This window comes from Pseudomonas sp. MDT1-17 (assembly GCF_054898105.1).
In genome coordinates this window covers 4,292,868-4,305,908 of record NZ_JBUBVM010000001.1, presented here as the reverse complement: position 1 = coordinate 4,305,908, position 13,041 = coordinate 4,292,868, and the positions used below count along the sequence as shown (strand labels likewise).

General features: G+C 59.7%; 12 protein-coding genes. 9 read left to right on the top strand and 3 right to left on the bottom strand.

Translation table 11 applies throughout. The annotated features are described in order from the left end of the window. Nucleotides 1–74 precede the first annotated feature (74 nt). A complete protein-coding gene (locus ACYZTX_RS19920; RefSeq protein WP_462035530.1) occupies nucleotides 75–1,013 on the bottom strand; it encodes a class I SAM-dependent methyltransferase in 939 nt (312 codons plus the stop codon). Nucleotides 1,014–1,179: 166 nt separating this feature from the next. On the opposite strand from ACYZTX_RS19920, the gene ACYZTX_RS19915 reads away from it, so the two are divergent. The 7 genes from ACYZTX_RS19915 (at nucleotide 1,180) to ACYZTX_RS19885 (ending at nucleotide 7,796) form a co-directional block, all read left to right on the top strand. Next, nucleotides 1,180–1,800, top strand: coding sequence for a cytochrome b/b6 domain-containing protein (locus tag ACYZTX_RS19915; protein WP_462035529.1), 621 nt, complete (start codon nucleotides 1,180–1,182; stop codon nucleotides 1,798–1,800). Beyond that, a complete protein-coding gene (locus ACYZTX_RS19910; RefSeq protein WP_462035528.1) occupies nucleotides 1,797–2,582 on the top strand; it encodes a molybdopterin-dependent oxidoreductase in 786 nt (261 codons plus the stop codon). The genes ACYZTX_RS19915 and ACYZTX_RS19910 overlap by 4 nt, the downstream gene beginning before the upstream one ends. A gap of 71 nt (nucleotides 2,583–2,653) precedes the next feature. Then, on the top strand, nucleotides 2,654–2,935 hold the full coding sequence (locus ACYZTX_RS19905; RefSeq protein WP_462035527.1) for a pentapeptide MXKDX repeat protein: 282 nt from the start codon (nucleotides 2,654–2,656) through the stop codon (nucleotides 2,933–2,935). 349 nt (nucleotides 2,936–3,284) lie between these two features. Next, nucleotides 3,285–3,797, top strand: a complete 513-nt coding sequence (gene fae / locus ACYZTX_RS19900) for a formaldehyde-activating enzyme (protein ID WP_008043405.1) — start codon at nucleotides 3,285–3,287, stop codon at nucleotides 3,795–3,797. A gap of 10 nt (nucleotides 3,798–3,807) precedes the next feature. After that, nucleotides 3,808–4,842, top strand: coding sequence for an aldo/keto reductase (locus ACYZTX_RS19895; RefSeq protein WP_056741901.1), 1,035 nt, complete (start codon nucleotides 3,808–3,810; stop codon nucleotides 4,840–4,842). Then, nucleotides 4,839–6,272 carry an NAD-dependent succinate-semialdehyde dehydrogenase gene (locus ACYZTX_RS19890; RefSeq protein WP_462035526.1) on the top strand — a complete coding sequence of 478 codons (1,434 nt, stop codon included), beginning with the start codon at nucleotides 4,839–4,841 and terminating at the stop codon, nucleotides 6,270–6,272. Before ACYZTX_RS19895 ends, ACYZTX_RS19890 begins: the two co-directional genes overlap by 4 nt. A gap of 159 nt (nucleotides 6,273–6,431) precedes the next feature. Next, entirely contained in the window at nucleotides 6,432–7,796 is a 1,365-nt protein-coding gene (locus ACYZTX_RS19885; protein ID WP_462035525.1) for an MFS transporter, read from the top strand. Between the two features lie 126 nt (nucleotides 7,797–7,922). Here the strand turns inward: ACYZTX_RS19885 and ACYZTX_RS19880 are convergent, their stop codons facing one another. Both ACYZTX_RS19880 and ACYZTX_RS19875 read right to left on the bottom strand, forming a co-directional pair. After that, a complete protein-coding gene (locus tag ACYZTX_RS19880) occupies nucleotides 7,923–8,798 on the bottom strand; it encodes a LysR substrate-binding domain-containing protein (protein WP_462035524.1) in 876 nt (291 codons plus the stop codon). 207 nt (nucleotides 8,799–9,005) lie between these two features. Continuing rightward, nucleotides 9,006–10,184: a hypothetical protein gene (locus ACYZTX_RS19875; RefSeq protein WP_462035523.1), complete on the bottom strand. Its 1,179-nt coding sequence runs from the start codon at nucleotides 10,182–10,184 to the stop codon at nucleotides 9,006–9,008. Nucleotides 10,185–10,368: 184 nt separating this feature from the next. On the opposite strand from ACYZTX_RS19875, the gene ACYZTX_RS19870 reads away from it, so the two are divergent. Then, nucleotides 10,369–11,301 (top strand): LysR substrate-binding domain-containing protein, encoded by a 933-nt coding sequence (locus ACYZTX_RS19870; protein WP_462035522.1) that lies wholly within the window; start codon nucleotides 10,369–10,371, stop codon nucleotides 11,299–11,301. A 233-nt stretch (nucleotides 11,302–11,534) separates the two neighbouring features. Next, entirely contained in the window at nucleotides 11,535–12,959 is a 1,425-nt protein-coding gene (gene aldA, locus ACYZTX_RS19865; protein ID WP_462035521.1) for an aldehyde dehydrogenase, read from the top strand. The last annotated feature ends 82 nt before the right edge of the window (nucleotides 12,960–13,041 follow it).

Genomic DNA, 13,041 nt, shown 5'->3' with positions numbered 1-13,041 from the left:
CTTCGCCAGCTCCTACGGGATGTACGCCATCCCAACGTAGGAGCTGGCGAAGCCTGCGATCTTTTGATCTTCAGCTAACCCAGCCTGAACACCAACGCCTTCAACCCACAGGCCTCGTCGGCGTCCGGAAACTCCGGCGGATTGTCCAGCCGTTGCTCGAACCGCAGGCTCGGTGCTTCGCGGGTGACGCCGTCGATGAGGAAGTCCGGACCGAACGCCGGATCGTTCATGCACGCCAGCACCGTGCCCTGGGAGCTGAGCAATTCCGGCAGTCGGCGCAGCACGCGCTGGTAGTCCTTGGTCAGCAGAAAACTGCCTTTCTGAAAGGACGGTGGGTCAATGATCACCAGGTCGTAAGGGCCCTTGCCGATCACCTTGCCCCAGGACTTGAACAGGTCATGACCGAGGAACGTCACCTTGCTCAGGTCGTGGCCGTTGAGCCGGTGATTGTCGCGGCCACGGCTCAGGGCCGGGCTCGACATGTCCAGATTGACCACGTGCGTTGCACCCCCCTCGATGGCCGCCACCGAGAATCCGCAGGTGTAGGCGAACAGGTTCAGCACGCGCTTGCCCTGGGCATTGGCCCGCACCCAGTCGCGGCCGTAACGCATGTCGAGGAACAGGCCGGTGTTCTGTTTGCGGCCCAGGTCCACCCGGTAATGCAGACCGCCCTCGGTGATCGTCATCTCGTCGATCGCGTCCCCCAACAGCCACTCGGTCGTGCTTTGCAGCAGGTAGCGATGTTGCAACAAGAGCGTGTGCGCTCCGGATTGCGTCCACGCAGGCGATTGCGTGACGTCCATCAGCTTCTGTTTCAACGCGTCCAGTTGTGATGCTTCGGGTTCCTTGAACAGCGACACCAGCACCACGCCCTGCAGCCAATCGACGGTCAATTGCTCCAGCCCCGGCCAGCACCGGCCACGGCCGTGGAACAGCCGGCGGGTTTGCGCGGGGGCCGCTGCCAGGGCCGTCAGTAAATGGTCGTGGAGGGTGGAGAGGGCGTCTGAGTTCATCGGGCAGCGTCGGCAATGGGAAGGGGCGGCATTTTAAACACAATTGCGGCGCGAGGACCGCTGCAAGGCGCCGAGAGTTATCACATTTAATTTAACTTTACGTGAGGATTTGGCGATCTATCAGCTCACATAATCGGCTCCAACGATCAACCGCCGGGAGCCCATCATGTCGCAGTTACCTGCTTCACCCACGGTCAGCACCCATCCCCGCTGGCTACGGCTGACCCATTGGCTGAACGCCCTGGCGGTGCTGGTCATGGTCACCAGCGGTTGGCGAATCTATAACGCTTCCCCGCTGTACGACTTCAGTTTTCCCAAGACGATCACCTTGGGTGGCTGGCTCGCTGGCGCTTTGCAATGGCATTTCGCGGCGATGTGGTTTCTGGCCGCCAACGGCCTCATCTATCTGATCATCAACCTCGTCAGTGGCCGTCTGAAGCGGCGCTTTTTCCCGGTCTCGCCTAAAGGTGTCCTGCGTGACCTGTGGGCGGCGTTGCGAGGGCGTTTGGGGCATGCCGACCTGAGTCATTACAACCAGGTGCAACGGGTGGCGTACCTGTTCGTGATGGTCGACATCATCCTGCTGGTGATTTCCGGGCTGGTGTTGTGGAAGTCCGTCCAGTTTCCTCTGTTGCGTGAACTGATGGGCGGTTACGAAGGCGCACGGCATGTGCACTTCATCGCGATGGCGCTGTTGGTGGCCTTTGTCGCGGTTCATCTGGTGATGGTCGCGCTGGTTCCCAAAACGTTGTGGGCCATGATTGTCGGTCACAAGGAACCCGTATGAAAAAGCGCATTCAAGGCTCAGGACTGGACGAGTCGTCCATCCTGACAGACGCCAGAAAAATCATTGCACCGCAGATCGAGGATCGCTCACGACGCTCGTTCCTGATGCGCGGCCTTACCCTCGGCGGTGTGGCCATGTTGTCCGGCTGCAACCTCACCGACAACGAAAGCGTCGAAACCGCGTTGTCCTCCATGTCCCGGTTCAACGATCGGGTGCAGGGCTGGTTGTTCAACCCCAATACACTGGCGCCGACCTATCCCGAATCGATGATCACCCGGCCGTTTCCGTTCAATGCCTTTTATGGCGTCGAAGAGGCGCCGACGGTGGAGGAAGAGAGTTATCGACTGGAAGTGACCGGGCTGGTCGCGGACAAGCGCAGCTGGCGGCTCGAAGAGCTGCGAGCCATGGCCCAGACCGAACAGATTACCCGGCACATTTGCGTCGAAGGCTGGAGCGCGATCGGGCGCTGGGGCGGCGTACGGTTCAGCGACTTCCTGACGCGGGTCGGTGCCGATACGGATGCCAAATATGTCGGCTTCAAATGCGCGGACGACTACTACACCAGCATCGACATGGCCACCGCACTGCATTCGCAAACCTTGTTGACGCTGACCTATGACGGCGCGGTGCTGCCTCGCCAGTATGGCTTCCCGATGAAGCTGCGCATGCCCACCAAACTGGGCTACAAGAATCCCAAACACATTCAGGCGATGTTCGTCACCAACACCTATCCGGGTGGCTACTGGGAAGACCAGGGCTACAACTGGTTCGGTGGCAGCTGACGGCGCCTGGCCACTTCACTGCGTAGCGCTCGCTGCGCTCATTCGCAACCTGTGCTTCAAGGAGTTTCATCATGAAAAAGTTAGCGACCACCGTACTGTCCATGTGCCTGGCATTTGGCGCTGCCAGCGTGTTTGCCGCCGATACAACAACCCATGACGGCATGAGCAACGACAGCATGAGCAAGGACTCGATGTCCAAAGACGCCATGCAAAAGGACACGATGAAAAAGGATGGCATGTCCAAGGATTCCATGAGCAAGGACACGATGAAGAAAGACACCATGTCCAAGGACGCCATGAAAAAAGATGCCATGTCCAAAGACACCATGAAAAAAGACGCCCCCTCGTACTAAGCAGAAACAACGCAAACCTTGTGGGAGCGAGCCTGCTCGCGAAGACGGAGTGTCAGTCGACATCATCGTTGCCTGATACACCGTCTTCGCGAGCAGGCTCGCTCCCACAGGTTGCGCAAGGGTATGACTTGAAGTCATGCCCTCATGACTTTTAATGGTTACAGCCCCGCAAACCCCCAGTGTTAAAAAATCGCAAACACAGCTCATCAACAACAAAAAAGAGCGTTTGCACCCATGACACATCCTCACTGCCACGTCCTGCGCTCTTCATCCCCCGACATTTGTCACGCGACCTCCAGGGTCTGCGTGCACTTCTGATCAACCCCAAATCCCTGAAGAGTAATGACTCATGAAAGAACTCGACCTGTACATCGGTGAAGGCTTCGAAGGCCCTGGCGTGAATGCCGCGCACATCAACATTCTGATCGGTCCGCGCAACGGCCCGGCAGGGCAGGCGTTTGCCAATAGCCTGGCATCGCCAAGCCAAGGGCATTGCCCGTTCATGGTGATCGCCCAGCCGAACATTCCGGTCAAGCCGATGACCCTTTACGTCAACAAAGCCGCGATCAGCAGTGACCTGCACGGCAACGCCACGTGGGGCGCGTCGCAGGCCGGGATCGCCAAGGCTGTGCTTGAAGCGCTGCTGGACGGCACCTTGCCGCCGGAAGCCGAAGACGAGTGGGCCATCGTGACCGCGAACTGGGTCAACCCGGCCTGCGATGACCTGGATGCGGTCTACCTGAACAACTACAACGCCTGCCGCACGGCGATTCGTGCGGCGTTGACCGGCAAGCCGGAAACCGCGCAACTGGCGGATGTGGTCAATCACATCAGCAACCCTTTCTACACGCCAAAAGCCTGAGGTCCGCGCCATGCAATACATTCGTTTGGGCAACTCCGGCCTGCAAGTCTCCCGCCTCTGCCTGGGCACCATGAACATGGGCACCCCGGACTGGAAGCCGTGGATCTTCGATGAGAAGAAAAGCGAGCCCATCGTCGCGCATGCGCTGGACAACGGTGTGAATTTCATCGACCTCGCGGACTTCTACTCCGCCGGTGTCGGCGAGGAAGTGGTGGGGCGCATCGTCAAGCGCCTGGCCCGTCGCGAAGACCTGGTGATCACCACCAAGGTCGGTTACGGCACTCGCACCGGGATCAACGCCAGCGGTCATTCGCGCAAGCACATCATGGACAGTATCGATGCGTCGCTGAAGCGTCTGAATATGGATTACGTCGATGTGTTCATGCTGCATTACTTCGATGTGAATACCCCGGTCGAAGAAACCATGAGCGCCATGAACGACATCGTGCGTTCCGGCAAGGCGCGATACATCGGCGTCTCGACCATGCTCACCGGGCAATTGGCGAAAATTCTCATGGCCTGCGAGCGCAATGGCTGGGTCAAGCCGATCAACATGCAGCTGCAACTGAACTGCGCCTACCGCGAAGAAGAACGGGAGATGATCCCGTTCTGCCGTGATCAGGGTTTGGGCGTGTCGGTGTTCAGTCCGTTGGCTCGCGGGTTGTTGACCGGAGATGTGCAATCGACTCGCAACCAGACCGACTTTTTCACTCAGCAGATGTACAGCGACGAAGCTTCGTTCGAGATCGCGCATTCGGTGCAGCGTGTGGCCCGTGCTCGCGGCGTGTCCAACGCACAGATCGCGCAGGCTTGGGTTGCCAATCATCCGGGCGTGGATTGCATGCTCGTGGGCGCCGACACCACAGAACAGTTCGACAGTGCCTTGGCCGCACTGGAGACCAAACTCGATGCCGATGAGCTGTACGAGCTGGAACGCAATTACACCCCGTGCGACGTGATCAACGATTACACCGCCGGCAAACGTATCTTGCGTTCGGCCCGTCCGGGTCTGGAGCGCTTCAACCTGACTGAGGCTGTGGCATGAGCGCGCTGATCCGCAACGGCAACTTCATCGACGGCCAATGGTTCAGCGGTGGTTCGACCTACTCGGTGTTCAACCCGGCCAATGGCGAGTTAATTGCCGACGTACAAAAGGCCGGCGCTGAAGAAACCAACCGAGCCATCGACGCCGCCAACCGCGCTTTGCCAGCCTGGCGCAAATTGACCGCCAAGGAACGCAGCCAGAAGCTCAAGCGCTGGAGCGAATTGATGCTGAGCAATCAAAAGGATCTGGCGACCCTGCTCAGCCGCGAACAAGGCAAGCCGCTGGCCGAAGCCATGGGTGAAGTGGTCTATGCCGCGAGCTTTCTGGAGTGGTTCGCTGAAGAAGCCAAACGCGCTTACGGCGACGTGATTCCAAGCCACAAGGCCGATGCGCGGATCATCGTGGTCAAGGAAGCCATCGGTGTCGTCGCTGCGATCACCCCGTGGAACTTTCCGCTGGCCATGGTCACCCGCAAGGTTGGCCCGGCACTGGCGGCGGGTTGCACGATGATTCTCAAACCGTCGGAAGAGACGCCTTTGTCGGCCTTCGCCCTGGCGGTGCTGGCTGAACAGGCAGGCATTCCGGCCGGTGTGTTCAACGTCGTTTCCGGCGACGCCGTGGCCATTGGTGGTGCGCTGCAAGCGTCCGGCATCGTGCGCAAACTCTCGTTCACCGGTTCCACCCGCACTGGCAAATTGTTGATGCGACAGGCCGCCGACACATTGAAAAAAATCTCGCTGGAACTGGGCGGCAACGCGCCGTTCATCGTCTTCGACGATGCCGATCTGGACGCAGCGGTCAAAGGCGCAATGGCCTCGAAATTCCGCAACACCGGGCAAACCTGCGTCTGCGTGAACCGCTTCTTCATTCAGGAGGGCGTCTACGAAGCCTTCACCGGCAAGCTCGCCGAGGCGGTCGCCGCAATGCGCGTGGGCAGTGCGCTGGCGGGTGAAACAGAGCAAGGTCCGCTGATCAACGCAGCGGCGCTGGCCAAGGTCGAGCTGCATGTGGGCGATGCGCTGGAGAAAGGCGCCACGTTGCTATGCGGCGGTCGCCGTCACGCATTGGGCGGCACGTTTTATGAGCCGACCATCCTCACCGAAGCCAACAGCGACATGCTGATCGCTCAGGACGAAACCTTCGGCCCAGTGGCTGCGTGCTTCCGCTTCAAGGACGAGGCCGAGGTGCTGCAACGGGCCAACGACACGCCGTACGGTTTGTCGGCCTACTTCTATAGCCGCGACATCGGCCGGGTCTGGCGCATGGCCGAAGGCCTGGAAGCCGGCATGGTCGGGATCAACGAAGGGATCATCTCCACGGAAGTCGCGCCATTCGGGGGCATCAAGGAATCGGGCCTCGGTCGCGAGGGTTCGAAGTACGGTCTGGAGGACTACCTGGAAATCAAATACCTGTTGATGGGCGGCCTGTAACGGCGCGCCCCCCCTGTGGGAGCGAGCCTGCTCGCGAAGGGGGAGTATCAGTCGACACTTGTGTTGCCTGGCCCACCGCTTTCGCGAGCAGGCTCGCTCCCACAGGAACAAAAGCTATCGGTTTCATTTCTCCGTCAATAACAACAACTGGAGACGAACATGTCCGCTCAATCGATAAAAATCGACGACCTGCCCATCGGGCGCTTCCACATCAAAATCGCCGGCCTGACGTTCGGCGCGCATTTCACCGACGGCTACATTCTCGGTCTGATCGGTATCGCGTTTACGCTGCTGAGTCCGCAGATGCAGTTGGATGCATTCTGGCAGGGCCTGATCGGTGCTTCGGCGCTGATCGGTTTGTTTCTCGGCAGTCTGTTTTTTGGCTGGATTTCCGACAAAGTCGGTCGGCAGAAAATATTCCTGGTCAGCTTCGTGTTGATCACCATCGCTTCGGTGATGCAGTTCTACGCTGAAACGGCCATGGGTCTGTTTCTCTGTCGGGTGCTGATCGGTATCGGGTTGGGGGGTGACTTCAGCGTCGGCCACGCCATGCTGGCCGAGTTTTCGCCGAAGAAACATCGCGGTGTGCTGCTCGGTTCGTTCAGTGTGATCTGGACGTTCGGTTACGTCGCCGCGACCTTCGTCGGCACCGCCATGCTCAGCCTCGGCGACGACGCCTGGCGCTGGATGCTGGCCTCGTCGGCGATTCCGGCGGCATTGATTCTGATCGCCCGTATCGGCACGCCGGAGTCGCCGCGCTGGCTGGTGAATCAGGGCCGGATCGCCGAGGCTCGGGCTATCGTGAAGAAACACTTGGGCGATAACGTCGAACTCGATGAAACCCAATCCACCGAAACCCGCTCCGGTTACGCGGTGTTGTTCAGTCGTGAATACCGCAAACGCACTGCGTTCAACTGCCTGTTCTTCGTTTGCATCGTCATGCCGTACTTCGCCATCTACACCTTCCTGCCGTCGATCCTGCAGAAGATGGGCCTGGCCGAAGGTTTTGGTACCGAGTTGATGCTGAACATGCTGTTGATTCTGGGCGCGCTGATCGGGATCTGGTGCACGATCAAATTCTCTCGCCGGGGATTTTTGATCAACTCGTTCATCATCCTCGCCGTGGCGTTGTTCCTGCTGGCGGTGCTGCCGGGCAGTGCGGCGTTTTTGATGGTGTTGGTGTTTGGACTGTTCACGCTGGTGCTTTCAGCCGTGAGTAACCTGGTGGGCGTGTTCCCGGCGGAGAGCTTTCCGACTGAAGTGCGGGCCAGCGGGATTGGTTTGGCCACGGCGGTGAGTCGCCTGGGTTCGGCGGTCAGCACCTTCCTGTTGCCGGTGAGTGTGGCGGGGATTGGCTTGAGCCCGACCATGGGCATACTGGCGGCGATTCTGGCGATGGGGGCGTTGCTGTCCTGGGCTTGGGCGCCGGAGACAAAATCGCTGACGTTGAGCCAGGCGTGCAAGGCGCAAAGTCCGGTGGAGGGGAGTGCCGCGGTGGTGGTGAAAGTGGCTGCCCCGGTTTAAGGAACTATCACAAATCCAAATGTGGGAGCGGGCTTGCTCGCGAAGACGGAGTGTCAGTCGCCATCAATATTGACTGATCCGCCGCCTTCGCGAGCAAGCCCGCTCCCACATTAGAATGTCGTTTTCTTAGGGATTACTGACCAACCCCAACCACTCGGTAAACAACCGCACCTTCGACAACCCCAGCTTGTCGTTCGCCACATCCAGCCAATAACCATAGGGCCCCACCACCTCGACCGGGGTGATTGGCAACAGGCTGCCATTCGCCAGTTCCTTTTCGATCATCTGCCGATCAATCACCGCCAATCCGCCACCGGCCAATGCCGTGTGAATCACCTGATCCAGGGTGCTGAATTCCAGCCCTTGCCCCGCATCAACATCGTCGCGGCCCATCGCGGCCAACCAGTTCTCCCAGACCTTCAAACGCTTGCCGTCGTGCAGGATGTGCAGCAATGGAAACTGGCGCAGGTCCGGCGGTTGGCCGTCGTTGAACAGCTCCGGGCTGGCCACGGCAATGTGACGCTCCATCACCAGCAACTGGCTGCTGCAATGGCTGGCGGCATCGAGGCCGAAGCGGATGTGGCAATCGACTTCGGCGAAGCTGTCGTGGCTGGTCTGGTTGGTCACGCTCAGGCTGATGTCCGGGTAGCGTTGGCAAAACACCCGCAGGTGCGCCGATAGCCAACGAGTCGCCCAGGTCGGCGGCGCCAGAATCCGCAGGCGCTGACGCAGGTTGGGCACGCGTACCGCTTGCAGGGCGCGTTCGATGTGGTCGAAGGCCTCCGCCAGATGCGGGGAGAGGGCGGTGCCGGTTTCGGTCAGGGACAAGCCTTGAGGGGTGCGGATGAAGAGTGCGACACCGAGGTAGTCTTCAAACTGTTTGATCTGCCGGCTGACGGCGCCCTGGGTGACGTTTAATCCCAAAGCCGCCTGGCTGAAGCTGCGATGCCGCGCAACCTCTTCGAAGACGCGCAGCATGTTGAGCGAGGGCAGTTGACGCATGGAAGGATGACTCCGCACCGGCCTCGGTTGTCGGGTCGGTTTATTGTTTTTGGATTGTTTTATGGTGCCTATCTGACTATTGGGGAGGGTTTGATGCAAGTGTTGTTTGGGCTATTCGCGAGCAGGCTCGCTCCCACAGAATACTCACTCACCTGTGGGAGCGAGCCTGCTCGCGAAGGCGTCCTCAAGGGCAACAAAAACGCTGGATCAGAAGTAATACCCAATGTTCATGTACAACTGATTCTCCCACTGGTTACTACCCCCAGCCCCCAGACTCTGGGTATAGCTGCTGCCACCGGTGTACGGATCATTCTTGCCATACAACCACTCAGTCGCGATCCACAGTTTGCTGAAGGAAAACGAGGTGCCCAGGATCAACCGCTGCGAAGTCTTGAACTCATCGGCGGATTTGTCGAAGGCGCTGTAGTTGGCGTACAGCTTCACGCCGCTGATCTGGTCGAACAGGTACTTGCCGCCGATGTCGTAGCTCAGGTCTGCCACGTATAAATTGCCGCGACTGGCGACGTTGTAAGTGCCGTCGTAACCGCCGAGGGTGACCACTTCATCGGTGCCGGCATTGCGCGGTGACATCTGCTGCCGCGCTGCCTGCAACTGCACGCCCCAAGGCCCGTTCTTGCCCAGGTAATGCACGGCCACGGCGTTACGCCGGCCATCGTCATTGGTGTCCCTATTCTGAAGCGACGACGTCAGGCCGGAGAGGCCGATTTCAGACTTCCACGGGCCCAGGTCCAGCCCCTTAGCCGCGCGCAGAACCACGGTGTTGCGCTCCTGGTTGTTGCTGCCGTCGGCGACGTAACTGTCGGCTTCGGACACCACGCTGGAGTAGGTGACCCCGTTGCTGGTGCCTTTGCCTTGCCATGCCGGGCGCAAGTAGTAGCCGGCCTGGATATTCCAGTCGCCACTTTGCTGGATGTACTTGGCGCCGACCTGTTGCACATCTTCCAGGCCGATGACGTTGCCCAGTGTTTCGTAGAACGTGCTGCCGAAGTACGGCTGCAAACCAAACGGCACCGTGTTCAGGCCCACTTGCACCTGCTGGTCGGTGTTGAACTTGTAGCCGGCCCACGCGAACTTGGCGAACTGGATGTCACCGTAGTTCCTGGTGTACTGGTAAGGGTAAGACCGCCCGTAGAAACGGTACTGAGCCTCACCGATCCAGCTGTCGGAGTTGTACTTGGCGCTGAGGAACACCGTGTCGAGGCCGAACTTCTGGATGTCTCGATCCGGATCGTAATCCCAGCGCGCACGAACAGCGCCGCCGAGGTCGAGGTTTTCGGTCACTTGCACGGCCATGGCAGGGGCCGCAAAGGTGCAGAGTAGAGCGATGTGCAGAGGACTGAGGCGCAAAGAAGCAGGGAAGGGCATGGGGTGGCTCTCGGTTTTTTTTATTAGAGATGCCGGCAAGTCTTGCTATGAGCGAGGTGATGAACAAACGATAAAAAATGCGAGTAAACCTTCGTCAGATGCATGTTACTGAGAAAATCCTGTAGGACAATGCACAGCGAGCGTGGGATGCTTTGCGTCTTGTCACTCATCCCGAGAGCCCTCCATGAAACGAAAAATGCCCGGCCTCAACGCGCTGAAAGCCTTTGAAGTCGCTGGTAGCACGGGCAGCTTCACCCGTGCCGCCGAGTTGCTGAACGTGACGCAAAGCGCCGTCAGCCGGCAGGTGCGTCAGCTGGAAGAACAGCTCGAAGAAACGCTGCTGGAGCGCCGACACCACCACCTCGAGCTGACCAGCGCCGGTCGGATTCTGTTGCGGGCATTGCATCAGTCCTTCGACAAGATCGAACTGACGGTGCGCAGCATTCAGCAGAAGACCCATTCCAATCGTCTGCACATCAACGCGCCGCCAACCTTCACCAGTCGCTGGTTGATGCCGCGCCTCGGACGCCTGCGGGAGAAGCACCCGGAACTGGAGTTGAGCATCACCACTCGCTTGCAGGACAGCCTGGCGGAAACCAGTACCCTGGACTGTGCGATCCGTTTTGGCGATGGCGAATGGGATGGGCTGGATAGCTCGCTGCTGATCCAGGAGCGGCATATCGCGGTGTGTGCGCCGTCGTTGTATGCGCGGGAATGGAGCGAGGGCGGCATTGACCTCAATCGCCTGACCCTGCTGCATGTGCTGGCCCGGGAAGACCAGCGCTACCTGACCTGGAAGCACTGGCTCGACGCGGCGAAAATCAGCGGCGTCGACACCCAGGGCGGTTATGAATTCGACCTGCTGGACCTGGCGATCCGCGCGGCCACCGACGGTTTGGGCATCACCATTGCCGACTGGCACATGGTCGCCCCGGAGCTGGCCAGCGGGCAGTTGACCCAGGTGCTGAACGTGCACGTGGAAGGGCATCAATCCTACTGGCTGGTGACCCGGCCGGAGCAGACCTTGATGCCGCAATTGCAGGTGTTCAGCCAGTGGTTGCAGGAGGAAATCTGGTTGGCGCAACGCCAGCTCGAACCCTCCACCGCCGCCAACTAATCTCCCCAAAACCCATGTGGGAGCGGGCTTGCTCGCGAAGGCGTCGTGTCAGTCAATATTGATATTGCTGACCCACCGCTTTCGCGAGCAAGCCCGCTCCCACAGGGGAAATCATCGCCCATAGGGGTAACGTGCAATTTTCGAATGTTCCTCCGCTCAATAAATCGTTTGTTCAACCCGCCCAGGATGCCAAGACTGGGGGAACTGGATAAAAACAACGATGGGCGATGCACATGCGACTCGAGCGAAACTTTGTAAACGGTCACTTCATTGAGCCTGCCAGCGATGCGCTGATTGCAGTCTACAACCCGGCGACCGAAGCCTTGGTCGGCCAGGTTTCAGCGGCCACCACCGCTGAAGCCACCGCAGCTGTCGATGCCGCCGCCGCTGCCCAGAAGGTCTGGGGCAAGCTCACGAGCATCGAACGCGCCGAACACTTGCGTTCATTCGCCGACGCCCTTGAAGCCTGTGCCGAAAATATCGGTGCAGCGCTGGCCGCCGAGTCCGGCAAGAGCGCAAGCGACGCCAGCAACGAAGCCCGTTACGCCGCGCAGATCACCCGTTACCACGCCGAGTGGGCGCGCCGGATCGAAGGCGAGATCATTCCCAGCGACACCCCGAACGAAAACCTTTTCCTGCACCGCGAGCCGATTGGCGTGGTCGCTTGCCTGATACCGTTCAACTATCCGGTCTACACCTTGCTGCGCAAAATCGCCCCGGCACTGATTGCCGGCAACACCGTGGTGGTGCGCCCGAGCAACAACACCCCGACCTCGGCGTTCGAGATCGCCAAGGCTGTGCAGCAATCCGGTTTACCGGCGGGTGTCGTGAATATCCTGACCATGGACCACGCCACGGCCGCAGCGGTGTGCACCCACAAGGCCGTCGGTTTGATCACCCTGACCGGCAGCGTCAACGCCGGGCGCATCGTGCTCGACTATTGCAAGGCCAACATCGCCAAGCCATCGCTGGAGCTGGGCGGTAAAACCCCGGCGATCATTGAAGCTGACGCCGACCTTGAAGCCGCCGCCAGCGCAATCGTGGCCTCCAAGACCACCCATTGCGGCCAGTTGTGCACGGCGGTGGAGCGGGTCTATGTGCAGGAAAGCGTCTACGAGCAATTCCTCGCGCTGCTTAAAGCCAAGATCAGCGCAGTGAAATTCGGCGACCGCGCCACCGACGACAGCCTGATGGGCCCGTTGGTCAACGCCAGTTCGCAGCAGAACATCCACGCCATGGTCGAGCGCGCCGTCGCCGACGGTGCTGTACTGGAAACAGGCGGTTTTATACCGCAAGGCAACGGTCATTTTTACCCACCGACGCTGCTCAGCAACTGCCGCCAGGACATGGAAATCATCCGGGAAGAAATCTTCGGTCCGGTACTGCCGGTGCTCAAGTACCGCGACATCGACGAAGCGCTGGCCATGGCCAACGATCATCAGTTCGGTCTGTCGTCGGTGCTGTACACCGAGAATTACCGCACCACCATGAAAGTCGCCAACGCCATCGAGGCCGGCGAGTTGTACGTCAATCGCACCCCGGCCGACCCGTATCAGGGCTTTCACGCCGGCTGGAAACGTTCCGGTCTGGGCGGCGATGACGGCAAGCACGGCATGCTCGAATTTACCCAGACCCGTTTGGTAGTGATGAAGTACTGATCCACCCGCAACACGCCTCACGCCACGCCTATAAAAACAATTATTTGGGGCGCCCGGACCACCGGGCTGCCCGAGGTCCCAC

What these genes read in the sequence shown, in the direction of transcription:
- ACYZTX_RS19920 (WP_462035530.1), bottom strand. Translation starts at nt 1,013, where the DNA reads ATGAACTCAGACGCCCTCTCCACCCTCCACGACCATTTACTGACGGCC.
- ACYZTX_RS19915 (WP_462035529.1), top strand. Translation starts at nt 1,180, where the DNA reads ATGTCGCAGTTACCTGCTTCACCCACGGTCAGCACCCATCCCCGCTGG.
- ACYZTX_RS19910 (WP_462035528.1), top strand. Translation starts at nt 1,797, where the DNA reads ATGAAAAAGCGCATTCAAGGCTCAGGACTGGACGAGTCGTCCATCCTG.
- ACYZTX_RS19905 (WP_462035527.1), top strand. Translation starts at nt 2,654, where the DNA reads ATGAAAAAGTTAGCGACCACCGTACTGTCCATGTGCCTGGCATTTGGC.
- fae (WP_008043405.1), top strand. Translation starts at nt 3,285, where the DNA reads ATGAAAGAACTCGACCTGTACATCGGTGAAGGCTTCGAAGGCCCTGGC.
- ACYZTX_RS19895 (WP_056741901.1), top strand. Translation starts at nt 3,808, where the DNA reads ATGCAATACATTCGTTTGGGCAACTCCGGCCTGCAAGTCTCCCGCCTC.
- ACYZTX_RS19890 (WP_462035526.1), top strand. Translation starts at nt 4,839, where the DNA reads ATGAGCGCGCTGATCCGCAACGGCAACTTCATCGACGGCCAATGGTTC.
- ACYZTX_RS19885 (WP_462035525.1), top strand. Translation starts at nt 6,432, where the DNA reads ATGTCCGCTCAATCGATAAAAATCGACGACCTGCCCATCGGGCGCTTC.
- ACYZTX_RS19880 (WP_462035524.1), bottom strand. Translation starts at nt 8,798, where the DNA reads ATGCGTCAACTGCCCTCGCTCAACATGCTGCGCGTCTTCGAAGAGGTT.
- ACYZTX_RS19875 (WP_462035523.1), bottom strand. Translation starts at nt 10,184, where the DNA reads ATGCCCTTCCCTGCTTCTTTGCGCCTCAGTCCTCTGCACATCGCTCTA.
- ACYZTX_RS19870 (WP_462035522.1), top strand. Translation starts at nt 10,369, where the DNA reads ATGAAACGAAAAATGCCCGGCCTCAACGCGCTGAAAGCCTTTGAAGTC.
- aldA (WP_462035521.1), top strand. Translation starts at nt 11,535, where the DNA reads ATGCGACTCGAGCGAAACTTTGTAAACGGTCACTTCATTGAGCCTGCC.